The sequence below is a fragment of the Paenibacillus sp. FW101-FHT12H11 genome (assembly GCF_058790355.1).
In genome coordinates this window covers 911,566-937,891 of record NZ_JBYTCO010000001.1, presented here as the reverse complement: position 1 = coordinate 937,891, position 26,326 = coordinate 911,566, and the positions used below count along the sequence as shown (strand labels likewise).

Annotated in this window: 26 protein-coding genes; 2 read left to right on the top strand and 24 right to left on the bottom strand. The window is 49.8% G+C overall.

Annotation, left to right across the window (positions count from 1 at the left end; translation table 11 throughout):
• Nucleotides 1–182: 182 nt before the first annotated feature.
• From AC3WTJ_RS03885 to AC3WTJ_RS03785, 21 genes are all read right to left on the bottom strand, one after another.
• Nucleotides 183–563, bottom strand: coding sequence for a MerR family transcriptional regulator (locus tag AC3WTJ_RS03885; RefSeq protein WP_492520649.1), 381 nt, complete (start codon nt 561–563; stop codon nt 183–185).
• Nucleotides 564–602: 39 nt separating this feature from the next.
• Nucleotides 603–1,568, bottom strand: a complete 966-nt coding sequence (locus AC3WTJ_RS03880) for an oxidoreductase (RefSeq protein WP_492520648.1) — start codon at nt 1,566–1,568, stop codon at nt 603–605.
• A 160-nt stretch (nt 1,569–1,728) separates the two neighbouring features.
• Nucleotides 1,729–3,069 carry an LLM class flavin-dependent oxidoreductase gene (locus tag AC3WTJ_RS03875; protein WP_492520647.1) on the bottom strand — a complete coding sequence of 447 codons (1,341 nt, stop codon included), beginning with the start codon at nt 3,067–3,069 and terminating at the stop codon, nt 1,729–1,731.
• A gap of 11 nt (nt 3,070–3,080) precedes the next feature.
• Nucleotides 3,081–4,223, bottom strand: coding sequence for an N-methyl-L-tryptophan oxidase (gene solA / locus AC3WTJ_RS03870; RefSeq protein ID WP_492520646.1), 1,143 nt, complete (start codon nt 4,221–4,223; stop codon nt 3,081–3,083).
• 28 nt (nt 4,224–4,251) lie between these two features.
• Complete coding sequence (locus tag AC3WTJ_RS03865) at nt 4,252–5,421, bottom strand: amidohydrolase (protein WP_492520971.1); 1,170 nt, start codon at nt 5,419–5,421, stop codon at nt 4,252–4,254.
• Nucleotides 5,422–5,440: 19 nt separating this feature from the next.
• Nucleotides 5,441–6,319 (bottom strand): LysR family transcriptional regulator, encoded by an 879-nt coding sequence (locus tag AC3WTJ_RS03860; protein WP_407868604.1) that lies wholly within the window; start codon nt 6,317–6,319, stop codon nt 5,441–5,443.
• 186 nt (nt 6,320–6,505) lie between these two features.
• Complete coding sequence (locus AC3WTJ_RS03855) at nt 6,506–8,551, bottom strand: dipeptide ABC transporter ATP-binding protein (RefSeq protein WP_492520645.1); 2,046 nt, start codon at nt 8,549–8,551, stop codon at nt 6,506–6,508.
• A gap of 13 nt (nt 8,552–8,564) precedes the next feature.
• Entirely contained in the window at nt 8,565–9,458 is an 894-nt protein-coding gene (locus AC3WTJ_RS03850; RefSeq protein ID WP_492520644.1) for an ABC transporter permease, read from the bottom strand.
• A gap of 20 nt (nt 9,459–9,478) precedes the next feature.
• A complete protein-coding gene (locus AC3WTJ_RS03845; RefSeq protein WP_492520643.1) occupies nt 9,479–10,408 on the bottom strand; it encodes an ABC transporter permease in 930 nt (309 codons plus the stop codon).
• Nucleotides 10,409–10,421: 13 nt separating this feature from the next.
• Nucleotides 10,422–12,077: an ABC transporter substrate-binding protein gene (locus AC3WTJ_RS03840; protein WP_492520642.1), complete on the bottom strand. Its 1,656-nt coding sequence runs from the start codon at nt 12,075–12,077 to the stop codon at nt 10,422–10,424.
• A gap of 47 nt (nt 12,078–12,124) precedes the next feature.
• A complete protein-coding gene (locus tag AC3WTJ_RS03835) occupies nt 12,125–13,162 on the bottom strand; it encodes an LLM class flavin-dependent oxidoreductase (RefSeq protein WP_492520641.1) in 1,038 nt (345 codons plus the stop codon).
• Nucleotides 13,162–13,698, bottom strand: coding sequence for a GNAT family N-acetyltransferase (locus tag AC3WTJ_RS03830; RefSeq protein ID WP_492520640.1), 537 nt, complete (start codon nt 13,696–13,698; stop codon nt 13,162–13,164). The genes AC3WTJ_RS03835 and AC3WTJ_RS03830 overlap by 1 nt, the downstream gene beginning before the upstream one ends.
• Nucleotides 13,695–14,186, bottom strand: coding sequence for a DinB family protein (locus AC3WTJ_RS03825; protein ID WP_492520639.1), 492 nt, complete (start codon nt 14,184–14,186; stop codon nt 13,695–13,697). The genes AC3WTJ_RS03830 and AC3WTJ_RS03825 overlap by 4 nt, the downstream gene beginning before the upstream one ends.
• A gap of 45 nt (nt 14,187–14,231) precedes the next feature.
• A complete protein-coding gene (locus AC3WTJ_RS03820) occupies nt 14,232–15,248 on the bottom strand; it encodes an LLM class flavin-dependent oxidoreductase (RefSeq protein ID WP_492520638.1) in 1,017 nt (338 codons plus the stop codon).
• Nucleotides 15,249–15,259: 11 nt separating this feature from the next.
• Nucleotides 15,260–16,012, bottom strand: a complete 753-nt coding sequence (locus AC3WTJ_RS03815; protein ID WP_492520637.1) for an amino acid ABC transporter ATP-binding protein — start codon at nt 16,010–16,012, stop codon at nt 15,260–15,262.
• A gap of 171 nt (nt 16,013–16,183) precedes the next feature.
• Nucleotides 16,184–16,894 (bottom strand): amino acid ABC transporter permease, encoded by a 711-nt coding sequence (locus AC3WTJ_RS03810; protein WP_492520970.1) that lies wholly within the window; start codon nt 16,892–16,894, stop codon nt 16,184–16,186.
• A gap of 20 nt (nt 16,895–16,914) precedes the next feature.
• Nucleotides 16,915–17,616: an amino acid ABC transporter permease gene (locus tag AC3WTJ_RS03805; RefSeq protein WP_492520636.1), complete on the bottom strand. Its 702-nt coding sequence runs from the start codon at nt 17,614–17,616 to the stop codon at nt 16,915–16,917.
• A complete protein-coding gene (locus tag AC3WTJ_RS03800; RefSeq protein ID WP_492520635.1) occupies nt 17,616–18,482 on the bottom strand; it encodes a transporter substrate-binding domain-containing protein in 867 nt (288 codons plus the stop codon). The genes AC3WTJ_RS03805 and AC3WTJ_RS03800 overlap by 1 nt, the downstream gene beginning before the upstream one ends.
• A 29-nt stretch (nt 18,483–18,511) precedes the next feature.
• Nucleotides 18,512–19,039, bottom strand: coding sequence for a GNAT family N-acetyltransferase (locus AC3WTJ_RS03795; protein WP_492520634.1), 528 nt, complete (start codon nt 19,037–19,039; stop codon nt 18,512–18,514).
• 1 nt (nt 19,040) lies between these two features.
• Nucleotides 19,041–20,375, bottom strand: a complete 1,335-nt coding sequence (locus tag AC3WTJ_RS03790; RefSeq protein WP_492520633.1) for an LLM class flavin-dependent oxidoreductase — start codon at nt 20,373–20,375, stop codon at nt 19,041–19,043.
• 488 nt (nt 20,376–20,863) lie between these two features.
• Complete coding sequence (locus AC3WTJ_RS03785; protein WP_492520632.1) at nt 20,864–22,228, bottom strand: LLM class flavin-dependent oxidoreductase; 1,365 nt, start codon at nt 22,226–22,228, stop codon at nt 20,864–20,866.
• A gap of 262 nt (nt 22,229–22,490) precedes the next feature.
• On the opposite strand from AC3WTJ_RS03785, the gene bcbE reads away from it, so the two are divergent.
• Entirely contained in the window at nt 22,491–23,696 is a 1,206-nt protein-coding gene (gene bcbE, locus AC3WTJ_RS03780; protein WP_492520631.1) for a bacillibactin exporter BcbE, read from the top strand.
• A 42-nt stretch (nt 23,697–23,738) separates the two neighbouring features.
• On the opposite strand, the gene AC3WTJ_RS03775 is transcribed toward bcbE, so the two are convergent.
• The 3 genes from AC3WTJ_RS03775 to AC3WTJ_RS03765 are packed head-to-tail and all read right to left on the bottom strand — an operon-like array spanning nt 23,739 to nt 25,604.
• Nucleotides 23,739–24,509, bottom strand: a complete 771-nt coding sequence (locus tag AC3WTJ_RS03775) for a DODA-type extradiol aromatic ring-opening family dioxygenase (RefSeq protein ID WP_492520630.1) — start codon at nt 24,507–24,509, stop codon at nt 23,739–23,741.
• On the bottom strand, nt 24,506–25,177 hold the full coding sequence (locus AC3WTJ_RS03770) for an alpha/beta hydrolase (protein ID WP_492520629.1): 672 nt from the start codon (nt 25,175–25,177) through the stop codon (nt 24,506–24,508). The genes AC3WTJ_RS03775 and AC3WTJ_RS03770 overlap by 4 nt, the downstream gene beginning before the upstream one ends.
• Before the next feature lie 22 nt (nt 25,178–25,199).
• A complete protein-coding gene (locus AC3WTJ_RS03765; protein ID WP_492520628.1) occupies nt 25,200–25,604 on the bottom strand; it encodes a DoxX family protein in 405 nt (134 codons plus the stop codon).
• Nucleotides 25,605–25,754: 150 nt separating this feature from the next.
• Between AC3WTJ_RS03765 and AC3WTJ_RS03760 the strand changes: the two genes are divergently transcribed.
• Entirely contained in the window at nt 25,755–26,306 is a 552-nt protein-coding gene (locus AC3WTJ_RS03760) for a helix-turn-helix domain-containing protein (protein ID WP_492520627.1), read from the top strand.
• Nucleotides 26,307–26,326: the final 20 nt, after the last annotated feature.

Below are 26,326 nucleotides of genomic sequence, written 5' to 3'. Positions count from 1 at the left end.
ATCGAAGCAAATCCGGTGCAAGGAAAGAGATAGCTGGAGAAACTCCATCTAAATCGTTGCTGACGGTCGAAAATCGACGGATTTGCTGAAATTAGCGGTAGAAAGTCCAGTTAGTTAAGCAAAAGTAGCTCAGACGCGCAAAATAGCTGGAGTAATCGGCGTTATCTACTAAGTAATTTTATCTATCCACGAGGCTTGGAATGATGCTCTATAAGATCTTCATAATGTGTAAGTTTAAAATTCATGACAGACAGAGCTTCTTGCATTTCATTAATCTGGGCCTTAATCTTGCGTTGATGCTCCATGAGTATGCGGTGGCAGCTCTCATATTCATGATTGGCTGCCAGGGTCATATACCTTTCAATTTCCTTAAGGGGCATGTTAGTTCTTTTTAGCTTCGTTACGAAAATAATTCGGCTCAAATCTTCCTGATCGTATTCCCTCTGCCCGGTTTTACCACGCTTAATCGTAGGCATTAATCCAATTTTCTCATAATAACGTATCGTATCATAACTGAGTCCGGTCTTATCGGAGATCTCAGCAATTGAAAAAGTCGGCTCCATTCTTCCCCTTCTTTCCAAATCATTGGATGACCCCTAAGATCAGGCCATGAACTTAATATGGGTCATCTCTTCGCTAACCTGCCATAGCCGCTCGGCCAAATCCGGATCGATCGCCCATGGAAATACGCCTTCTATGACTTGGCTCAGCCCTTGCGGAGCATCGGCCGGAACAACCTCGGCAATATCGGCATCCAGGCAGTAGACGCCGCCTTTCCCGTTCAGTTGTTTACTGGTCGCGCACCATACGCTCGTAGCCGCTCCTTGCTCGGCCGTTTTGAATACCCCGTTTGCGGCAACCTTTTCCTCATCGGACATAAATCGAACCAAATCCGTCATAATTCTGCCGGGATGCACAGAGAAAGCGCGCACTCCATACGCCTTCCCCCGCTTGTCCAACGCAACGGCAAAAAGCGCATTCGCCGACTTCGACTGGCCGTATGCTTTCCATTTATTGTACTCCTGCTCCTTGAAATGAATATCGTCAAAATTAACGCCTCCGAAACGAACCCCGGTTGAAGAAACAGAGACGACCCGCGCGCTTCCCGCCTGTTTCAAGGCCGGCCAAAGACGCAGCGTCAGCTGAAAGTGCCCCAAATGATTGGTTGCAAATTGGGATTCGTAGCCGCGTTTGTCAAGAACATACGGAGGAGCCATGATACCTGCGTTATTGATCAGGATATCCAGTGGACGACCAGAGTCCAGAAACTGCTTGGCAAATGCGTCTATGGATGCAGGATCTATCAAATCCAGCTCCGCCAGTTCAACCCGAGGGATGCCGGCAACGGATGTGCGAGCTTTCTCCGGTGTACGTGCCGGAACAATGACGGTCGCCCCTGCTTCAGCTAGCGCGCGGGTTGTTTCAAGTCCGACGCCTGAGTACCCGCCGGTCACGATGGCGATCTTCCCGCTTAGATCTTGTCCTTCCAATACCTCCCGGGCTGTTGATTGCGCGCCAAATCCAGAATGGATCGGATGTTGAGGTGTCACTTGATTATTATTTTCCATGTTTATCTTCCTCCCTGAACTCGTTCATCTCACTTGTACACCCCTGCATTGTAAAGCATGGAGTAAACTCCAGCGCAAGCGGATTTCTACCCGGATGCCCAGCTCTAACAACAACAAACCGGAACCCCTAAGAGTCCCGGTTTGTCCTTGCTTATTCAAATCAGCTCTGTGCAACAGTCTGACTTTGTTTCGTATAGCGGTTTTCCGGTGTCGGTAACCCTAGGTTGCCCCTTAGCGTATCCGCTTCATACTCTTCGCGGAACAAACCGCGCTCCTGCAGAATCGGCACGACAAGTTCAACGAAGTCCTCGAGGCCTTGAGGTGTGGCGCTTCCTACAATGAAGCCATCGGCTCCGCCTTCTTCAAACCATGCCTGCAGCTTATCAGCGACAACTTCCGGCGTTCCCAGGAAGGTTGGCTTCGGCGTGGCTACTTGGAGGGCTACCTGGCGAAGCGTTAATCCTTCCGCTTTCGCCCATGCTTTCATTTTGTCCGTTGCGCTTTGGAAGCTATTGCGGCCAAGATCGCTAAGCTCAGGGAACGGCTCATCCAGCGGATATTGCGAGAAGTCGTGATGCTCGTAGAAGCGGCCTAGGAAATCAAGTGCTTTGTCGATCGACGTGAGATTCGCAATTTCCTGATACTTACGCTCTGCTTCTTCCTGAGTTCGGCCTACAATAGGCCCTATGCCCGGAAGAATGACGATTTCATCGGGATTGCGACCCAACGCTTTCGCACGTCCTTTTACATCGGCATAATACTTTTGGGCATCCTCCAATGTCTCCTGACCGGTGAAAATGGCATTCGCTACTTTAGCAGCGAAGTTTTTACCGTCTTCCGATGCACCCGCCTGGAAAATAACCGGCTGCCCTTGCTTGGAGCGTGCGACATTAAGCGGACCTTTGACGGAGAAAAACTCGCCCTTATGGTTCAAAGTGTGCAGCTTCGATGGATCGAAGAATATACCTTTCTCTTTGTCTCTCACAAAAGCATCGTCTTCCCAGGAATCCCATAGTCCCGTCGTGACTTCCAAATACTCATTCGCAATCCGATACCGCTCGGCATGAGCCGGATGCTGGTCTTCCCGCTTGCCATAGTTGAGCGCAGAACCTTCCAAGGGAGACGTCACAACATTCCATCCCGCTCTGCCGCCGCTAATCACATCCAGAGAGCCGAATTGCCGGGCAACTGTAAAAGGTTCACTATAGGACGTTGACAACGTGCCTACCAGACCAATTTTGGAGCTAATGCCTGCCAAAGCGCTCAGAATAGTAATCGGTTCAAACCGATTTAGAAAATGAGGAATGGATTTCTCGGTAATATACAAACCGTCTGCAATGAAGACGAAGTCAAACTTGCCTTCTTCCGCTTTCCGCGTCCATTTTTTATAGAGTTCAAAATTCACACTGGCATCTGTAATGGCATCCGGGTGTCTCCATCCCGATATATTTCCTCCAACACCGTGAAGGATGGCACCTAACTTTATTTTTTTCTTGCTCATTTCTCTTCCTCCTAAGATTTTATGTGATTAAAACGTGACAGTGAAAAAGTACTCAGATCCACCGTGGTTGGCACTTGTTGAACAAGATCGGCAAGCAGTGAACCAACCGCACTTGCAAATTTGAAACCATGCCCTGAGAACCCGCCAGCCAGATAAACATTGGCATAAAGCGGATGGCGGTCAATGATGAAATGCTCATCGGGAGTTAACTCGTATTTGCAGACTGCACTTTGCAGCAGCTCCCCTGCTGACTGCGGCAGGTAAGCGGATAAGGTGCGGCGCAAATCCCCTTCATCCTCCTCAAGATGTCCGAATGGCGCAGCCTGCTCCCCTGGAGACCAAGGTAATCCCCCGTCGTGACGGCCGATTTTGATACCCGCGCCGTTAATGTTCGGAAAGCCGTAATAAGCTCCCTCTTGCGTTTCGAGCGTAAATCCCGGAAAAATGCCTGCGTCGTAAAAATGTGGTTCCGTTCGAAACCACCCCACCGTTTTGCGAACAGCCCGAATCGGCAATGTCACGAATGGTTCTAAATGCTTGAACCAGGCCCCGGCGGTTATAATCAATTGATCCGCTGAAAATTCTCCAGCCCGTGTACGTACACGGACACCTGCGCCATCCGCCTGAATATGCTGAACCGGATTATAGGGCAGCAGCATGGCGCCTTCGGCCAAAGCCAACTTGCGGTAAGCGGCGATACACTGCTCGCTGAATAAATATCCGGCATTGGGTTCATACATCGCTTCATAATTTTCAGGCAGCGTAATGCCTGCATAGCGCCGGTGAACCTCTGCCGCATCCAGCATTTCCACTTGAACGCCTGCTTCTGCGCAGCCAGGTAATCTGGGTATGAATTTGCCGATTGATCGATCGGCCATATTGAGCACGCCGGAGCGAGCAAGCAGCTTTTGCCCGCTGGCATCCTCGAGTTCCCTCCATAAGCGGTCGGCGTCCAACGCCAAATTGATATAGGACTTCCCCCCGCTATAGGCATGGCGGATTAACCGCGGCTCTCCATGATGGCTTCCATTTTCGTGCGGGGGATCATACGAATCGATCATCAAGGTGCGGACTCCCCGCCTGGCCAGATAGTAGCCTGCGCTCATGCCCATGGACCCGGCTCCGACAACGATCACTTCAAACGAATTTTTCATGCCTGACCTCCTCCAAGGCCTCCAGGGCCTAACCCTCCGCGGCAAACCGGTTCAGCTCATCGACTGCCAATTCGGTAAAAAACAAGGCCGAAACGGACAAAGCCCTTTCATCGATATCAAAAGCAGGATGGTGCCATTCCTGAGGTCCTGATGTTCCCATAAAGGCAAAAAATCCCGGTATATCCTGCTGGTAAAAAGCAAAATCTTCACCGGCCGGGGAGGGCGTTGGTGTCGTGACCTCAAAGCCAAGCCGCTTAGCCGCCTTGCCAGCCGCTTCGGCAAGCGCCGCATCGTTGTTCACGGGCGGCGGACCCTGGAGCCAGCGCAGCGATGCTTTGACCCCATAGGCCGAAGCGATGCCTGTCACAATTTCACCGAAGCGCTGCTTGACTCGGGTGCGGACCTCGGCGTCGAACGTTCGCACCGTACCGTCCAAGATCGCTTTCTCCGGTATGATGTTCCAGGCGGTCCCCGTATGCAGTCGCGTTACGCTGACAACCGCGCTTTCGAGGGGACTTACATTGCGGCTGACAATCGACTGGAGAGCCGTGACCAGATAAGCCGCCGCTACGACCGGATCTGCGCTAGCTTCTGGCACGGCAGCATGCGAGCCAACACCTTCCAGTTCGACGAGAAAACCGTCGGCCGCAGCCATCAGTGCACCCGGGCGAATCCCGATCGTGCCTACAGGCAGATCTGGCTTATTGTGCATGCCATAGATCGCACGAACGCCTTTTAGCGCTCCGGTTTTGATCACCTTTTGAGCACCGGCAGCCTTTTCTTCCGCCGGTTGAAACACCAAACGAACGCTCCCAACCAGCTCGTGCTCCCTCTCTTTTAGAAGTAATGCCACGCCTATCAAAGCAGCGGTGTGAAAATCATGGCCGCAGGCATGCATTTTGCCTCCATACTTGGAAGCGAAGCTGAGTCCTGTCTCCTCTTGAATCGGCAGCGCATCGATATCGGCTCGCAGCGCGAGGATTGGCCCCCCTTGCAGCCCCCCGACCTCGGCAATCAAGCCTGTTTCCAGATGAAATTCGGAGACAATTCGGATACCGGCGGCCTCCAGCGTCGTTCGGATAAACGCCGTTGTCTCGAACTCCTCATGGGACAGCTCCGGAAACTGATGAAGGTGACGCCGGATATCCACCAGTTTTTGTTGAAATATATGTGGTTTGTTGATGCTAACTTCCGCCATGGTGTTTCCTCCTGATTGTTTATCTTTCGTGCCCGCTTCGATTCGCCAGAAAAAACTGCAAAATCTCCGACTGCTCGCCATTCAAACTAATCAAATTCGTCTGCAGAGCGACGCTCGCTACTCCCGCTAAATCTACAGGATGCAGAAGCTGCTCGCGCACTTCCTTATCGACGCATAGACCCGGGAGGAAACAGAGGCCTGCCTTATTCAAAACAAGCTTCTTGGCCGTCTCTGCGTTATCGGTCTGGATTTCGATGGCCGGAGGTTTATCCAAACTTTGAAACAGCCTGTGAATTCGCAGCCAATCGAGCGATCCGCATTCGAAAAACACGAAGGGATGGTCGAGGATCAAATCAAGAGGCACCTCTTTTTGACCTACAAGCGGATGGTCCGCATAGGCATATAACCGGATAGGATCTTCGTAATACTTGACCGAATGCAAATTAGGATGGCTAATATTCCGAACAAAACCGATATCCAGCTCTTTATTCAGAACTTTAGACATGATTTCGTCGGTCCCTGCTGTTGTTAATTTGATTTGAAGTCCCGGAAACTGACGTTTCAGCTTAGGCAGCAATTCCGGCAGCATATAGTTGGAGGCAGACACGGTGCAGCCCAATCGAAGCTCCTGTGGATCCGTCCGCTGGCGCTGGATGTGCTGCTTGCCTTTCTGATACACCTGCAGCAGCTGCTGGGCATAAGGCAAAAACTGCCTGCCTTTCTCCGTGAGCTGTACTTGCTTGCCCAACCGGTCGAACAGCCGAATGTCCAACTCGCGTTCGAGCGATTGAATGCGGGCAGTAACCGAGGGTTGCGACAGGAACAAAACTTCCGCTACTTTATTAAAACTGCCGTAGTGATACACATAAACAAATGCCTCAATGTTTTCAATATTCATACGCGGTACCCCAGATCAAATAGAATAAGATAAGTCAGCATCCAAGCACAAAAAGACCTCCGAGCACTTCATCTGACGAACATACAGATCAAGGCTTCACAGGTCTCCGGCTGCCCGGTTGACAGCTATTGAATTATTCTATACTTTACCGATAAATACCAAGTATGTCAATCGGAATTTACACATTTATAACAATGGATCGTGGCAGGCCACATAATGTTCTTGGCTTATTTCGCGAAACAACGGTTCTTCCGCAGCACATCTAGCGGTCGCCGCCGGGCACCTCGTGCGGAACCTGCAGCCTGACGGGGGACTGGCCGGTGACGGAATTTCCCCCTCAATGGCTTTGAACGAGCGCTGCCGAAGCGGATCGGGAGCCGGGATGGACGCCACCAGCGCTCTTGTGTAGGGATGTGCCGGATGGCGGAACAATTGCTCGCTGGGCGCAATTTCAATCAGCTTGCCTAAATACATGACGCCGATACGGTCTGAGACATACCGGACAACATGCAGGCCATGGCCGATAAACAGCATCGTAAGGTCAAGCTGCTTGCGCAGTTGCTGCAGCAGATTAATAATCTGCGCTTGTACGGACACATCAAGGGCCGAAACCGCTTCGTCAGCCAAAAGGAATTTAGGCCCCAGAGCAATTGCTCTCGCAATGCCGATGCGCTGGCGTTGTCCGCCGGAGAATTCATGCGGATAGCGGTCATAAGCACTTGCATCAAGTCCCACAAGGTGTAGCAGTGACTCCACGGATTCCCTTCTTTCCTTCCCCTTCCGCACATCATGAACCGCGAACGGTTCGCCGATAATATCCCCTACCTTCCATCGGGGGTCGACGGAGCCATGCGGATCTTGGAAGATCATCTGCATGTTCTTCCGTTGTTGACGTAATAGGGGGCCTGACAATGCGCCCAGGTCCTGACTCTCAAATAAGACAGTACCGGAGGTAGGCTTCTCCAAATGAAGCAGCAACCGCCCAAGCGTCGACTTGCCGCTGCCCGATTCGCCGACCAGACCGAAGGTTTCGCCTTTTCGAATCGTGAAGGATACATCATCGACAGCTTGAATCCATTGCCGATCCTTTGAAAGAAAAGCCCGCTTCACTGGATAATGTTTCGTAACATGGCGCAGCTCAATGAGCGGTACATCCTTCGGTACAGCATCCTGCTTAGAGTTCGTTACATCAAGCGTAGAGCGCTCACGGACTTCAAGTTCAAGAACCTGCTCTGGCACTCGGGCATCTTGTAGTTCCGGCAGCTGATCGGCATACCAGCAAGCCGATTGGCGGCCGCCTCGATCCTCCAACGCCGGCGCCTCACGAGAGCACAGCTCTGTTGCATAGGCACAGCGGGGATGAAATCGGCATCCCGAAGGGAGATTGTTCATACCGGGTATCGAACCGGGGATGGCATAAAGCGGCTGGGCGCGATCACTGTCCAGTGTCGTAATCGAGCGTAATAGCCCCAACGTGTACGGATGCCTTGGTTGAGTGAATAGATCCACGGCTGTCGATTGCTCGACGATTTGACCGGCATACATGACAATGATTCGGTCTGCCATCTCTGCTGCAACCCCAAGATCGTGGGTGATCAGCAGGATGGACATCTTGAATTCGCTCTTCAGCTCTTGCAGGAGCTGCAAAATCTGCGCCTGAATCGTGACGTCCAGAGCGGTTGTCGGCTCGTCTGCGATCAGCAGTTCCGGTTTGCCGCTTAGAGCCATCGCGATCATGGCCCGTTGGAGCATCCCTCCGGACAGCTCGCCCGGATACTGCTTGAGTCGAAGCTTCGGCTCTGGAATGCCTACTCGCTGAAGCAGCCGAACAGCCTCGTCCTCTGCCTCTCGGACCGTGATATGACGATCATGGCGCCTAATTGTCTCGATGATTTGGCTGCCAATCGTAAAAACAGGATCAAATGCCGCCATCGGTTCTTGAAAAACCATGGCAATTCTCTTCCCCCGCAAGGAGCGCAGTTTTTGCTGCGAAAGCGAAGTGACATCGACATCGCCAAGCTTGATCGTGCCTGACGCAATCGACCCGTTCTCATGTTCAATTAAGCGCATGATCGCTTTGGACGTAACGGACTTACCGCTGCCGGATTCACCGACGAGACAAACAATCTCGCCCGGCTGAATGGAAAAACTGATATCGCTGATAGCCTGCATCACATTTCGATTTACAGCAAACTCTACATCAAGTCGATCTACTGATAGCCGTTCACCCATCCCCTGTTCCCCCCTATGATGGCCGTTTCTTGGGATCAAGCGTATCGCGCAGTTCATCGCCGAGAACATTGATAGACAATACGAACAAAGTAATGGCCAAACCCGGAAACGTACATATCCACCAAGCTACGGTTAAATATCCCCTGCCTTGGGAAAGCAGAGCACCCCAATCAGGTATTTCTTTGAGCACGCCAAGCCCCAGAAAACTGAGACCGGAACCAGTCAATATTGAGGTACCCACGCCTATAGCCGCCATAACCAGCAGTGGAGATAACGAATTCGGCAGCACATGCTTCAAGAATAAAGAAAGTTGTGTCGCCCCGATGGAACGGGAAGCGGTAATGAACGGACGATTTTTCACGCTTAGGATCTGCCCGCGCATAACACGCGCATAGTTAGGAACTGCTGCCAAAGCAACAGCCAGCACGATATTCCATAGCCCTGGCCCGAGCGCCGCAGCAATCGCTAAAGCCAATAACACACTGGGAACGGTCATGACGATATCATTAAGCCGCATCAGCACACGGTCCGTCCATCCTCCGAAATATCCCGCATAAGCGCCGATCAGCCCTCCCAGTAGCCCGCCTACAATAACAGAAGCAAAACCGATAAACAGAGATTCCCTGGCGCCGTACACAATAAGACTGAACACATCCCGGCCAAAATAATCTGTCCCTAGCACATGGACGCCACCCGGAGGGAGCAAGATTTGATCCGCTTGCATGTCTGTCGGTACGTATGGTGCAATCCACCCGGGCACAACAGCGCAAATGATGAGAAAGACAACAACAACCGTTGACGCATATAAAATGAAACGTGAAGGGCTCAGATTCAGATTCTTACGGTGAACGGTCAGACCGGTTCGTTTGACCCGCCATAAGGGCTTCGCGTTAACTGCTTCCCTCATCTTAGGCATCCTCCTTAAAGTTAACTTTGAAAACGTCTAACCCGAGGGTCTATATAGGCATAAGAGATATCGACAAGAAGATTCACCAGGATGTAAATCATCGCGGAGAATAAAATTACCCCCTGTACGACCGGTAAATCCTTGGCCATAATGGCATCCGCGATAATTCTCCCGATGCCTTGACGCGAGAAAACCGTCTCAATGACAACCGTGCCGGCCAACATCTCGCCAAGAAGAATCCCCAGCATCGTAACGGCAGGAATCAAGGCGTTGCGCAGCGCATGACGGTACATGACCGAGCGCTCGAGCAAGCCCTTGGCGCGAAGCGTTGTAATGAACGCTTCTCCAAGTACTTCCAGCATGGCATTTCTCACCATGCGAACAATAAAACCCGCTCCCAGCATGCCCAAAGTCACCGCCGGCAGAACCAGCGTCTGCCAGCCGTTGGAGCCAAGCGCAGGCAGCCATCCAAGATACACCGAAAAGATGAGAATAAGCAAAATGCCTGACCAGAAAGTCGGCATGGAAATACCGAACAACCCGACAATTCTGGCGATGATATCAATGGGTTTATTGCGATGAATCGCCGATAAGACCCCAAGGACAAGCCCAACCGAAACAGAAACCAGCGAAGCTGCGGCTGTGAGTGCCAATGTCGCCGGGAAGTGCATCATGATCTTGGGCAGAACAGGCTCTGAGTTTACCAGGGATTTACCAAAATCGCCAACAAGCACATGGCTGAAATAGGTCGTAAACTGCTCCAAAAACGGCCGATCCACCCCAAGCTGATGGCGTAAATTCGCAATCGCTTCTGGACTCATGGTACTCGGATCAATGATGTTCATCACCACATCGCCAGGCAGCACATAAAGCACACAAAACACCAAGACCGAAGACCCCACAATAACGCCTAACGAGCTGATGAATCTTACGATGATTGCGTTAACCATCTGAACGGCCTCCTTACTTTTTGAGGATAGACGCGTCATTGAACAGTGGGTAGCCTAATGAGTCGAATTTGATGCCACTTACATTTTTCGAGACAGCAACGGTGTAGGGGAAAATGTAAACCGGAATAATGACGGCATTGTCAATGATATAGTTCTGTACATTTTTGTAAATTTCCTTACGCTTAGCCTCATCCGCTTCCACAACACCTTGTTCGAGCAGCTTATCGATAGCCGGATCCGATAAATGAGAAAGGGATGGGCGGACATTCGGTGCAGTTGTATGGTAGAAGGAATTCAAGGCTACTGGATCGGAATTGACTTGGCTGTTGCCGTAGAGGTCATAGGCTTGAGCGGTATAAATGACACTTTGAACGTCCTTCGTAATTTCAACTTCGACGGATACGCCCACTTTCTTCAGCTGCTGCTGGATAATGGCGGCAATATCATTGCGCTTCTCCCGGTTCGGCGAACCGTCTACATAATGCAGCGTCAGTTTTTTGCCGTCTTTCTCGCGTACGCCGTCTGTCCCTTTCACCCAGCCCAATTCATCAAACAGGCGGTTCGCTTTGTCCAGATCCGGTTTTATCTTATTTTCAAGCGAAGCATCGTAACCGAAAATCGTAGGTGTCAAAGGCGACCAAGCACGTTGATAAGTGCCCAGATATAACGTTTTGACAATGGAATCAACATCAATGGCGGATTGCACAGCCTGGCGTGCCTTCACATCATTCCAAGGAGCTCTGCTTTGGTTAAAAAAGAGCGTGTACGGCAAGCCGCTTGTATTCACTTGCAGCAGCTGAAGCTTGGCATCATTTTTCAGCGCCACGATATTTTGCGGTGGCACCGTTTCTGCCGCCGTGACCTGCCCGCTCTGCACACTGCCAAGCCGTGTCGCTTCTTCGGGAATTATTTTGAACGTAATCGCGTCCAGATAGGCTTTGCCTTTATTGTCAACCAGCGCAGGAGCCCAGTTATAGTCCGGATTGCGCTCGACTTTAATTTCGGAATTGTCATCCCATTTAACGAATTTAAAAGGTCCAGTTCCTACTGGATTTTTACCGAATTGATCGCCGTATTTCTTGGCTGCTGTTGGAGATACGATGCCTAGCATCGCCTGGCTTAAGTTACCGAGGAAAGCGACGGATGGCGACTCCAGATTGATCTTAATCGTATACTCGTCAATGACTTCCGACGATTTGTAAGGCTTAAGCAAAGCGGAAGCATTAGCTGCTTTCGTGGCTGGATCCAGAATACGGTCATAGCTGTATTTCACGGCTTCTGCATTAAAAGGCGTCCCGTCCTGAAACTTCACATCTTTGCGCAGCTTGAAGGTGTAGCTTTTACCATCCGGCGAAATGGACCATTCCGTTGCCAGCCATGGTTTAATCGTGTTGTCCGGCAGCTGCACGACCAGACTGTCATAGATCGTCCGGAATACTCGAACGGCAACGGCTAAACCGCTGCGATGCGGATCAAGCGTATCCGGCGAGGTTGCCAGAGCAAATGAAATCTCACCTCCGCTCGTCGCCTGCCCGTTCCCTGCAGCTTGAGCCGAGCTTGCAAGTGAGGCCGTTGGGCTTCCTGTGCCGCCAGCTCCTGCGCAAGCCGACATCACTGTCATGGCAACTGCCAGCAGTAACGTGACTGGTATATAACGTAATTTCCTCATCGTGCGCACACTCCTATGTCAAATAAATAGATTTAAGCGGACCAAATTTAAGCAGACCAAACATTGCTTGAAATCTCCTTGCGTAGCACTGGCGCTACCTCAGAAGCAAACCACGCCATCTGCTCGCGCTGCTCAGCTTCCGTCAAACCGTCTACACTTATCGACATGACCTGATGGCCGTAAGCGGCTTGATAGGTCAATATTTTCTCAATAACACGCTCAGGACTGCCCACTAGCAAAGGCCCGTTGGCTAAGTTATCCTCCAGAGAAGTAAAAGGCGACTGGTTATGTTTCGCGGTATCCGTAGAATGAAACGCCTCGTAATACGGACGATATCGCCGAATCGCTTCCTCTGTTGTTTTAGCCAAATATAGAGTGCCTGCCCCTGCTCCAACTACAGCGCGCTGAGGATCATGTCCGTAATAAGCCCATCTCTCCCGGTAGTGATCAATCAACGCTTTGTACTTCGGTAAGGGATGAAACGTATTGGACGAAAAAATAGGTTCGCCATATTGGGCGGCTAGTTCCGTGGAGAGCGGCGACGAGGCGCTGCCATGCCAGATCGGGATCGAAGATTGAAGCGGTCTAGGCAAAATGGTAACTTCCCGCAATGGAGGCCGATACTTGCCATCCCAGCTGACATTTTCTTCGCTCCATAATCGTTTGAGCAGGGCATATCGCTCAGCAAGCGAATCCCACTGCTCTTCTTCTTTGATGCCAAATAGCGGATAATGCCGTGGGTCATTGCCTTTCCCGATAATCAACTCCAAGCGGCCTCCCGATAAGTGATCCAACGTGGCATAATCTTCGGCGACGCGAACGGGATCGAGGAAACTAAGCACTGCGACCGTCGTCAGCAGACGAATACGCGAAGTGTGCGCAGCAATAGCCGTCAGTAGCACAGCCGGTGAGGAAGAAAGAAACGGAGGCCCATGTCTTTCCCCGATTCCATAGGCGTCAAATCCAAGCTTTTCTGCATAAACGGCCTGCTGGAGAATGTTCTGGAACTTCTCTTGCGTTGTCAGCGTTTCACCCGTAACCGCATTGCGGATATTCATCACTAAGCTGAATAAAGCGAATTTCATCATTGACCTCCTTGGCGGTGCCGGCGAATGATGTCGGCATGCAAGGGAGGGTTCACAATTTTACGCAGCAAATACATCGTTCCGTCGCCATTGCCCCGGTCAATAGCATCAATGCGTTCATAGCCTTTTCGTTCGTACATATCCAGCAGCCAAGGATGTTTCTCCGCTGTGGCAAGGGTGACCGCCGATTCGCCCAGTTCATCGCGAATGATGGCTTCCTCCACCCAAGCCAGCAGCTTCGTACCAAGCCCACCGCCTTGTGCATCGGGATGGACCGCGAACCATTTGAGAAACGGATACTCCCTGTTCCACTTGTTGCCAGTCTCCTTGGATAACGTTAGCGTAGCGGCAATCTGCCCATCCTTTTCCAAAACGTAGCAAGCGTTTTTGGCGATATTTTCTTCGATTAATGCCAAATCCGCATGTGCTGCGGGCCATTGCAGCTTCAGCTCACGTATTGTGGTGTACGCATCGTAGATGATTTCCAGCAGCCTCTTGGCATCTCTGGGCTCAGCAAGGCGATAGGTTTCGCTCATGGCGAGCTCACCTCTGGCTGGTTGGCGCTAGCGTAAGAGCGTTTAATGCGATCAATTTGGGAAAGATGGTTATTCACATGCTTCGTAAAGCCCTGAATAATGTTCGTAATACTTACGGTGTCGCCTTTTGCATTGATGCCGGTCTTTAGCCAATCCTCATCGTTTAAACGCTCAAATAACAAGCTGTTATATCGTAGCAATTGATGAAAGATCGTCAAATTTTCGGCAGCAGCGCCGTCATTGGCCTTTTGTCCGCTAACCCAAGCGTCTTGGTTAAAAGCAGGCAGTCGAACCGTCGTCCCCGCTAAAATGTCACGAATACGGAAGGAAATAACTAGGCTATGATCAGCTAAGTGTGTCAAAACCTCCGTTACGCTCCACGAAGCAGGGGCTTCTTTCCAGCTTAATTGTTCCTGGCTTAACCCTTCTACGGCTTTAAGTAATTGGTTATACGTATCCAAATAGGGATGTATGTCAGAATGGCTCATCGTTTTATCCTCCTAAAAAATGAATAGTTCATATACTGCGCAGTTCTATGCTGTTGTTTCTACACCGTTCAACGCTTCCGCCAGCCTTTCATAAGAGCGGACTCTTTCTGCGAAATCTTCAATTTTAGCAGTCACGATGAATTCCTCAACGCCTGTGAGCCGCTGTAAATCCACCAACTGTTCACGAACTGTTTCTTTGGAACCGCGGGTGACTTCCGTTGTCTTCTCCTCGATCGTGTAGGGCTCATTCGCCTGTCTGCCGAATTCCTCCGCTTGCTCCAGCGTACCTACAGTCGCTTTCTTACCGCTGGCCAAATACACTTTGTAGTGCTTCTGTTCGAAAGCAAGCTCATGGGCAGCTTGATCTGTGTCTGCCACAATGACGGACAAAGCTAGAATAGCCTGTGGTGATCGATTGGACTTTCGCTGAAAGTTTGATTTATACACCTGTATAGCTTCAATTGCTGTTGATCTGTCCCCGTTAATCGATAAGGAGAAGACATAGGGAAGACCCAACGAAGCGGCAAGCTGTGCGCTATCGAGGCTCGCTCCAAGCAAGTAAATATCGGCCGGAATGCCGGCAACAGGCGATACTTTAATCCCATGCAGCGGATGACTTTCCGGAACTTGGTTGGTCACGTACGCCTCAAGCTCTACGAGCTTTTCGGTCAGCGTCTGAGGTTCCGTCACGCCACGCTGTAGCGCCTGTGTGCTGCGAGGCAATCCGCCCGGCGCTCTCCCGACACCCAAGTCGACTCTTCCCGGTGCAAGGGAAGCCAATACATTGAAATTCTCAGCAACTTTATAGGGGCTGTAGTGCTGCAGCATGATGCCGCCTGATCCGATGCGGATTCGCTCTGTTTTAGCTAACAAGTGTGAGATCAGTACTTCCGGCGAAGATCCGGCGAGAGATTCGGAATCGTGATGCTCCGACACCCAAAATCGTTGGAAGCCGAGCTCCTCCGCTTTTTGAGCTAACCGAATGGTTTGGGCAAGCGCCTCCGACGCTGTACTTCCGGGGTAGATCGGACTTTGATCCAATATGCCTATTGATATCGTCATAGGGGTGCCTCCTAGATGGAATATGAAAGTTCTGGACGAATGCGGCTCAGAAACTGTTTGGTCCGCTCTTCTTTGGGACGGTTAAACAACTCGTTCGGCTTCCCTTCCTCAACGATGGCGCCTTCGTCCATAAAAACCACGTGAGAGGCGACATCCTGCGCAAACGTCATTTCATGGGTAACAATAATCATCGTAATGCCTTCTTTGGCAATCTTCCGGATGACCGCGAGCACTTCGCCAACAAGTTCAGGATCTAGTGCCGACGTCGGCTCATCGAATAAAATAACTTCAGGATTTAGCGCCAATGCTCTCGCTATGCCGACTCGCTGCTGCTGTCCGCCGGACAATTGAGAGGGATAAGCATCCAGCTTCTCTCCAAGACCGACCTTTTGCAGGAGCTCGACGCTAATTCGCCGGGCCTCTTCTTTGGGAACTTTTTTGACAATCAGCAATCCTTCCATCACGTTCTCAAGCGCTGTCTTGTGGCGGAACAAATTGTATTGTTGAAACACCATCGCCGTCTTAAGGCGCAGCTGATGAATGTCCTTTTTGGTTGCTTTTTTGCAGTCCACGCTAAAATTATCAATCATGATCGCGCCGTCATTCGGCTTTTCCAAATAATTCAAGCATCGAAGCAGTGTCGTTTTCCCTGAACCGCTCGGCCCCAAGATGGCGACGACTTCGCCTTTGTTAACCGTAAGATTGATACCTTTGAGCACCTGGTTGCGACCGAACGATTTGGTCATATTGGATAAATGAATCATGAGGAGCCTCCTTTCCCTGCGCGATCTCTTTTAAACATATAATTCCGATATAATTACTAAGAATTTGAGCTGATCTAACCTTATCATCTTTTTTAAGCTCTCGTCTAATAGAGTTCTTCTATACATCGATTCAACAATTCAATACACCTTTTCGAAATGCCGGAATATTACTTAGGCGACACCACTGCGATTGTAAGTATTCAAACGTTTTTCCAATAAAGTGGAGATATTTTCGGCCAAAATGGTTAAAATCCAATAAATCACAGCCGCTGCGATGTAGGCTTCAAGGTATTTCCAATTCCTCATCGCTACGATGTGCGCAGTGCCGTTCAACTCCTGCAGAGAAATCATAAAAGCAAGCGAAGAGCCATGCAGCAAGCCGATGAATTTGCTCAGCAGGTTCGGTAGGCTTACGTGCAGCGCTTGCGGAAGGACAATACGCCTCATCCCCTGCCAGGTTGTCATGCCAACCGAGTAGCCGGCTTCTAGCTGGCCTTTGGAAACGGACAAAATGCCCGAGCGAATGGTTTCCGACATATAAGCGCCGATATTCAACGTGAACGCCACGAAAATGAACAGGATGAGCGGGATCACGCTCGAGCGAACACTCCAGCCATAGCGGACTGCGAGGTAATCGAAGATCATAGGAATAGCAAAATAAACAAGCATAATATGCAGCAGTAGCGGAGTGCCCCTGAAGAAGGAAACATAAAACTGCGCCACACGGTGAATATATTTAATTCTGTACATCCGAATAAAAGCGACAAGCACACCAACAATGAATCCCGAAAACAAGGGGACAATCGAGATAACCAGCGTTAGCGGCAATGCCTTTAACATGGCTCTAAAAGCTTCAAGCATAAACGTGAAATCGATGTGAATGGCCGCCTCCCCCTTTTCCTCTAATCAAAAGCCGTGACAACTTGCTCAAAACGTTGAACCCTGCGTTCGAAACGATGGTACAAAAATTCCATGAAAAGGACCACGACATAGTAAATAATCGACAATGCAATCCAGATTTCAAGGAAATGATAGGTCGTACCCAGCATCTCCGCTCGCCCCACCAGATCCATAACGCCCAGCGTGTAAGCAAGCGAGGTATCCTTCAGTGTGCCGATCGTCAGATTGGCCACATTTGGCAGTGCTACTCTCCACGCCTGAGGCAAAACGATTCGCGTCAGCACGGCGTAGCCGCCCATGCCGATCGAATAACCGGCTTCCGCCTGACCGCGATCTATGGCATTAACCGAAGAGCGGACAATTTCAGAGAAGTAGGCTGCGAAATGAAGCGCATAAGTGAGGATGACAAAGACTAAGGGCTGAACATCGCTTACGTCAATTCCAACAGCTTTCAACAGTTCCGGCACACCGTAATAGACAAGAAATAGCTGAATCAGTATAGGCGTGCCTCTTGTATAAGAAATATAAATAATCACAAGCCGGTTAAGGAGGGGGATCCGGTATAGCCTTGGCAGTGCAATAACGAGGCCAAGCAGTACGCCGCATACAACGGAGGCCAGTACAATGAACAACGTGACATGCAAGTAAGACAGCAGCTTCGGCAAGTACACCCAAATCAGTGAAAAATCAAAAGGTTTTCCCATTATTGTGTCACGGTGAAATCTTCACCTAACCATTTTTTGCTGAGGCTTGCTAATGTGCCGTCTTTTTTGATTTCTTTTATCGCCTCATCGATCTTGCTTTTCAGATCCGTTTCGTCTTTGCGCAGCACATAGTAAATCTTGGATGTGTAAAGGACAGGGCCAACAACTTTTTGCTGCGCATCCGCATCTTTATTGCGGCCTGCTACTTGGAACGGTGTCGATATGGTTGCGTCTACACGGCCTGTTTTTATCTGATTAATCACATCATTCGTTCCGCCGCTGCCGGAGAAGACCAGTTCAAAAGGGTTTCCTTTGCTCTTATTGTAATCCTGCAGCCAAACGGCGCCATTGCTCCCCGGAGAGGTGATCACTTTTTTCCCCTTAAGGTCTTCAATCGAATTCACCGTGTTGTTGTCTTTGTTCACAACGACTTTGCTCGGCCATACGTTATAGGCTTCGTCGTTGAACAGAAATTTGGCTTGCCGTTCGCTGTTCACTTCATATTGATTTACGGCCAGATCGACTTTACCCGCTTCCAGGCTCAGGAGGATATTGGCGAATTCCATCGTTTTAAATTCAAACTCATAGTCAGGCAGACGCTTATCAATTTCCTTCGTCAATTCGATATCATAGCCGGTTAAAACGCCCTTATCATCGAGGAAAGTCACGTCTTTAAAGGTGCCGCTCGTACCGACCACGATTTTTTTCACCTTCTGTGGCGCTGCGGCGGCTGGTGCTGCTGCCGGTGAGGCTCCTGGTGAAGCCCCGCCCGCTGCTGGAGAGGCTGCCTTTTCTTCTTTAGCTCCGCAACCTGCGAATAGCAACGCGGAAGCCAGGATAAAGCTCGTCGATTTCAATAATTTCATAGATACATCCTCCTATTTATTTATGAAGTTTAGACTTTAGCCAGCGCCAAACGATAGGCTTCAACCACCGTCGTTTGGTCAGCTGCGAAGAAATCGTACCGGGGCTCGCGCTCGAAGCCCAGCCTCAGATATAGCCGTACGGCGTCGGGCATGCGGCTCGACGTGTGCAAGCCAAGATAAGAGTACCCGCCTTGTCTGGCACGCCGGGCACATTCTGCGAGCTGCGAGGTAGCAACGCCTTTGCTTCTTGCAGAAGGATGTACGCCGAGCAGGCGGATTTCCGGATACGGAATCGTCTCGCTCAGCTTCTCATACAACCCCTCTTGAGGCGGGTATAGAAGCGCCGCCCCTACGAGCTTATCCTCCTGCTCGGCGACAAGACGCCAAGTAGGTTCCGTGCGCTCCCACTGCGCTTTAATATTGCTTATGTACTGTTCCCAGAACGCGGGACCAAAGCCTGGCTCATACTGGCGGTATGCCTCCACAGTTAAAGCAACAGCCTTCTCCCGCTCATCCGGTCTGGCCTCCCTTACCGATACATCGATCGCGGTTGACATGTTAGTTCCCCCTTACCGCTTCAGCCTGCCGGATGTAACGGTTCACGGGAACATTCAACCCCAAGTTGCCCCGCAGCGTGTCGCTTTCATACTCCTTGCGGAATATCCCGCGCTCCTGCAGCACTGGCACAACCAAATCTACAAAATCAGCGAGTCCATTCGGTACGACCGTTCGAATGTTAAAGCCATCGGCAGCCCCTCCCTCGAACCATTGCTGGATGAGATCAGCCACCTTCTCCGGGGTTCCGATGAAATTGCTTCTTGGCGTGGATGCCCGCAGCGCGACCTGGCGAAGTGTGAGCCCCTGCTCCTTGGCTTCCTGCTTAATGCGGTCCGTCGTACTGCGGAAGCTGTTGCTGCCGAAATCGCCGAGTTCCGGAAACGGCTTATCCAAAGCATGCTGCGAGAAGTCATAATGCTCAAAATAACGCCCCAAATAGTTCAATGCCTGATCAATGGTGACAAGTTCAGCGATTTCCTGATATTTGCGCTCGGCTTCCTCTTCCGTTCTCCCGACAATAGGTCCGATACCCGGAAAAATCAAAATATCATCCGGCTGGCGACCATAGGCAGCTGCTCGGCCTTTTACATCCTGGTAAAAAGCTCGCGCTTGCTCGAATGTTTCGTGTCCCGTGTAGACGGCATCCGCCGACTTGGCTGCAAGATCTTTGCCGGAATCCGAGGATCCCGCTTGGAAAACAACAGGGTAGCCTTGTTTGGAACGTGCGACATTCAGCGGACCTTGAACCGCAAAGTGTTTGCCTTTATGGTTCAGGGTGTGAAGCTTGGCGGAATCGAAAAATACCCCGCTTGTTTTGTCTCGAACGAACGCATCGTCCTCCCAGGAGTCCCAAAGTCCTTTTACAACCTCAAGATGCTCCTCAGCAATCTCGTAACGCAGCGAATGATGGGGATGCTCGCCTTTGCCGAAGTTAAGCGCCGAACCTTCCAAAGGTGATGTGACAACATTCCAGCCTGCTCGGCCTCCGCTGAGATGGTCGATGGAAGCAAACTGTCTAGCAACCGTGAATGGCTCACTATAGGAAGTAGATAAAGTTGCAACCAACCCGATATGGCTAGTCGCTTCGCTTAAGGCTGACAACAGTGTCAGCGGCTCAAAACGGTTCAGGAAATGCGGATTGGACTTTTCATTAATGAATAAGCCATCGGCGATAAACAAAAGGTCGAATTTCCCCTGTTCCGCTTTGCGGGCCTGTTCTTTATAGAACGCCAAATTGACGCTCGCATTGGTTGGCACTTCGGGATGCCGCCAGAAGGATATACTGTTTCCGACTCCGTTCAAATTAGCTCCCAGCTTAAGTTGTCTCTTGGACATTGAAGTCACTCTCCTTTTAACCATTAATACCGATGTGTATAATCGGATTTAATTTCATAGGAATACTATATCCCAACAGATGGCCGCAGTGTATATCGCATTCTTCTATTCATCTATTTAAAAGTTCTATAGGAGAGAATAAAAACGTCAGATTCTTTCTTCCTGATGGTTCCTTTTTTTGGTTAGGAACTAAAGGGGCCGTTAATTGCCGAAATTGCTGAAGAAATAAAGCCCTGTAATTCCCCTCGGGGTACCCAAACTCCGCTATTCAGCGAAATAGCGGACTGTAGTTCCTCTCATTTGCTTTGATTGGCATAGACGAAGCCATTACCAGATTCCTCTTCCCAATGGGGTGCAGTAATGCACTACCTGCTACTTCCCCATGAAGGAGCGGATCCTGTTCCAATTCAGTTCCTCCGGAACGTTAGGTAATATCATGAAAAAGGAGCCCGCTAAATGAGCTCGGCCCCGATTGAAACTTGCATTTATTACGCGCTGTACCACTTCGTACCATTCCCCGCATGCGAGGTTTCCGCAAACTGACTGCCGGGATACGGAAGTTCGTAGTGATCACGAAGGGTCGTACCCGTATACTCCGTTCGGAACAATCCTCTGCGCTGCAGCTCAGGAACGACGAGGTCCAAGAAATCCTCCAACCCGCCTGCCATCAGCTGCGGCATAATATTGAAGCCGTCGGCCGCTCCGTTCCTGAACCAATGCTCCATCACATCAGCAATCTGCTGAGGCGTGCCTGTTATTGTCCGATGACCGCGTCCCCCGGCCAGGCGTTCCAGCACCTGACGCAGCGTCAGATTCTCTCGATGAGCCATCTCGACGATCAAGCCGGTGCGGCTTTGATGGCCTCTCACTTCTTCAACCGGAAGCTGCGGCATCGGGCCGTCCAGCGGATAGCCCGTCAGGTCGTAGCCGATTCGATTGGATAACATCAACAAGCTGTGAGCCGGGTTAGAGAGCTCCACGAGCTTCGCTTCCTTCTCTCTGGCTTCCTCTTCGGTGCGCCCGATAATCGGGCAAATTCCCGGCAGAATGACGATATGTTCCGGCAACCGATTCAGCTGAACCGCCCGTTGTTTCATATCTCTATAGAACGACTCCGCTTCCTCAAAAGTTTGCTGAGCCGTAAAAATCGCCTCCGCGTACTCTGCAGCGAAATGTCTGCCATTCTGCGAAGAACCGGCTTGGACAAGCAGCGGCCGCCCCTGTGGTCCACGGGATATGTTCAATGGCCCCTTCACGGAGAAGTGGTCCCCTTTATGGTTAAGCTCATGAACCTTGGAGCTATCGGCAAAAACGCCTGCTTCCTTGTCTCTGACAAGGGCATCGTCTTCCCAGCTATCCCACAACTTCGTAGCTACGTCCAAAAACTCCCGCGCTCGCTCATAACGCGCAGCATGTTCCGGGATTTGCTCATAATTGAAATTTTGCGCTTCCGCATCCGTTCCGGATGTAATGATGTTCCAACCGGCGCGGCCGCGGCTAAGATGGTCGAGAGAGGCAAACCTCCGAGCCAGATTAAACGGCTCGTTGAAGCTCGTGGACACGGTCGCGATCAGACCGATTCGCTGCGTGACCACGGCAAGTACCGACAGAAGCGTCAGCGGTTCATACCCGCCGATCGCGCCATACTTGGCCGCGTTCGGACTGGTCGCTACCCGGTCCGCAAAAAACAGCGAATCCAGCTTCGCTGCTTCCGCTTTTGCAGCCAGACGCTGGTACAAAGAGAAATCAAGCAGCTGATCGAGGTTCGACTGCGGATGCCGCCAAGCAGCCTCATGGTGTCCCATTGGGGAAACGAACAAGTTCAGATGAAGTTGACGTTGTTTTTTGCTCATAACGATACCACCTTATGTGTGAAATTAGAAAAGGCTCCCGACTAAGGACAACCGCACATGGAACTTGTACGGAGACCTTATGTTAGGGAGCCTTTGGTTAACCAATTGGCAGATAACGATAATTCTCATCATTTTACAACAGTTATTCCGATTATACAAGTGGGATAAATGTGTTTTGGTTTGGGAATATATATAGGGGAATAGTAAGTTAGTCGTACAGATCTCATACAAGCAATTAAATTAAGAAGGCTAGGTGTAATAGGTGGAAAATAAAAAGTGGGACCTTGTATCAATTGCTTCTATACCACTTATTATGACACTAGGAAATTCAATGCTCATCCCTGTGCTGCCTTCCATTCGCAGCAAATTAGGAATAACGTCTCTCCAGGTGAGCTTATTGATAACGATCTACTCCGCCGTAGCCATCCTGCTTATCCCTGTCGCCGGTTACCTCTCCGATCGCTTTGGCAGGAAGATCATTATTATCCCGAGTCTGATCATTACTGGAATTGGCGGGCTAATTTGTGGTTTAGGCGCTTGGTGGATCGAAAATTCTTACTTGGTTATTATGTTAGGCCGATTCTTGCAAGGCATAGGTGCCGCTGGTGCTTTTCCAATCGTACTGCCGCTTGTCGGCGATATTTTCAAAAAAGAAAGTGATGTAAGCAGCAGTCTAGGCGTCGTGGAGACCGCGAATACCTTTGGCAAAGTTCTTAGCCCCATACTGGGATCGGCGCTTGCCTTAATGGTATGGTTTGCTCCCTTTCTTGCGATTCCTGTTCTTTGTGTGATTTCCGCTATATTAGTGGCCTTTCTGGTCAAATCGCCTGCTAAAAAGAAAGACGAAAAGGTCACCTTTGCCCAATTTCGAACCCATTTGAAACAAATTTTCATCGATAACGGGAAATGGTTATTGGCCATTTTTGCTATCGGATGTATATGTATGCTCGCTATCTTCGGAACGTTGTTTTATTTGTCTGACACTCTTGAGGATGAATACCATGTGAAAGGGATCATCAAAGGCTGTATTTTAGCAATCCCATCGGCTGCCTTGTGCATAGCCTCATTCATTACCGGTAAACGAATTGGTAAAAATAAAATGCTCATGAAATGGATCACCTTTGGAGGAATCACCTTAGCCGCCGCTAGTTTTATCATAAGTGGTATGCTGCATGGCATTGCTTGGCTGATAGGTTTAATTAGTGTGGGAGGAATCGGAATCGGTGTAACCTTGCCATGTATGGATACCATGATCACGGAAGGCATTGATAAGAGTGAGCGCGGAACCATCACTTCGATTTATAGCTCCATGCGATTTATTGGTGTGGCGATTGGTCCTCCGCTTGCTGCCATCCTGGTGAAAATCTCATCTCACTTTATGTTCTATACGATTACCGGTTTTTGCGTACTTGCTGCTGTTTTGGCTCTATTCACTATAAAGCCTGATCCGGATGGGAGCACAGTTTAACTCAGAGAAGGCAGCCGATTTATCGTCGACTGCCTTCCTGCTTTAACTAAACTGCCAGCAACTTAAGCTCAAGTTGCCATATTGATAGCTGCGATGAAGCAGCTTCGCCTGCCGGTTGGAGTCCCCGGTCCCCATCGCAAGCAGCAATGGAATAAAGTGTTCGCTCGTCGGCACGGCTTCCTGGGCGAAAGGCGCAAGTTCGCGATACTGAAACAACGCTTCCGTGTCCCATGCCTCGAGCTTGTTTTGGAGCCAGCTGTCGAACTGTTCTGCCCACTCATCAATACCACCAGTCCGCCAATTCAATTTTCTCAAATTGTGGACAGTGCCGCCGCTGCCGATAATGAGAACATCCTGCTCTCTGAGCGCTGCCAATGCTTTACCGATTTGATATTGCTGCTCGTTAGGCAAATTCCTGTTCACGGATAAAGCGACGACCGGAATGTCCGCATCAGGATACAGCAGCTTCAATACAGCCCAAGCACCGTGGTCGAGTCCTCGCTGCTCATTTCGAACATTTTGAATGCCTTGCTGATCAAACAGCTTTTGAATCTGTTCTACCAGAGAGCGGTCGCTTTTGGCCGGATACGTCATTTGGTAAAGCTCATCCTGGAACCCGCCAAAATCATAAATGGTTTCATAAGTTTCAGCAGCACTTACACTCTGAACCGTTTCCTCCCAATGAGCGGAAAAAAGGACAATCGCTTTAGGTTTAGGTGTATGCTCCTTAAAGTGTTTTAACAGTTGTGTATATGCGTTATCCTCAAGCACAATCGACGGCGCGCCATGCGCGAAAAAATAGGAAGGCATCATGCCTCTTCACGCTCCTTCGTAGTTATTAAATTAAGGTCTTGTTTAAGCCAATTTAGAAAATCAAGCTGGTTTTCTTCCGATACGCCATGGTCCGTAGGATATAAATGAAAGGTTAAACGCGGCGTCTGATCTTGGAAATACGCTGCCGATTCATGGCCAATCCGAACAGGAAAAATGGAGTCGAACTCGCCATGCGAGACAAATACGGATACTTCCTTCACGCTTTTCAAAGCATACTCTGTCTTCACAAAATCAGGAATGTACCCGTTCAGCGCAACGATCCCCTTCAACTGTTCACCCATCGTAAGCGCAAGCGACATCGATAATATCGCACCTTGGCTAAAACCTAGCAAATAACGCTTGCTCTGGTCGATCGGATACTTCTCTGTTGCATATTGAATGAATGCTTCAAGGTTTTTTATCGCTTCGTCAAACATCTCCCGAATGGGATTTCCTAAACTTTTCAAACTATAGTACTGATAACCTGAGCCAAGAGGCAGATTGCCGCGAATGCCGATAATAATGAAGTCGTCAGCTAACGGAGCGACAAGGCCAAACATATTTTTCTCGTTGGAGCCCTTACCATGCAAAGTAAAGATGACCGGATATTTCTTGTCTGGGTCTATATTCGCCGGTAGATGCACATCATATGGGTACGCCGGATTCATCATAATCCTCCTCTGTTGTATGTTACGCGCTATGTTTTCTCATAATAAATCTGTCGACTGAAAGTGGAGACGTTTCTGCGACAACTAAATATAACGAAATCAACAGAAAGCCGAGATCAAGCTCGTAGCCTGGCGACTGTGCATTGCCAAGAAGTCCAACGGAAAGCTTCGCGGTAATCATTGCGCCGATCAGCATCACTACGAACAAGCCCGATACATAACGGGTAAACAATCCTGCAACGAGCATAATCCCGCCCACAAGCTCAAGCCCCGCTACCGCATAAGCCAAAAATCCAGGGATACCGATTGAACTGAACCATCCTTCTACATTGCTTAGTCCCATTTGAAACTTGGCAATTCCGTGGGAGATAAAAATAATTCCCATTAACACACGCATAATCATCGAAACAAGTGCTGTTTTTGTCATTCTAATTATCCTCTCCTTAAAATATAAGTAATATAAAATTAAAGTTTTTATGAGTAATTTAATATATCATCCCCTAGCATGTCAACAGAAATTTTGCTAATATGTAATTAAGTTTTGTATTACTAATATTTGATGCGAGGTGCTGTCGGGATGGACATCGGCTCCACGATACGGGCTATTCGAAAGCGCAAGAACATTACGATTGCCCAAATTTGTGAAGAAACCGGCTTATCACAAGGCTTCATGAGCCAGCTTGAAACGAACAAAACTTCCCCCTCCATTTCTACACTTGAAAATATCGCACAGGTACTAAAGGTACCTTTGGCTTATTTGCTCTTGAAGAAAGAGGACCGTATGCATATTGTCCGCAAGGATGAACGAAGAATTACGACAAGTGGTTCTGGCCATTTGAAGGTGGAGCATTTGAGCTCTACAAAAAATGTCAGGATGATGTTGGTAGAATTTCCCATAGGTGCCTCAACGGGAGAGTTGCCTCATGCTCACGAAGGTGAGGAGGTTCATGTCGTTATCAAAGGAAGAGTGCACGCGGAACAGGGTGAAGATGCGGCAGAATTCGGAGAAGGCGATTCGTTCAGTTGGAACGCCTGCACGCCCCATGTGGTGAGAAACATAGGAGATGACATCGCAATCGTGCTGATCTCTATTTATACAGAAACTGACGGTGGACGAGAGTTTATTTAAAAAAGCCCTCAAACCTAGCT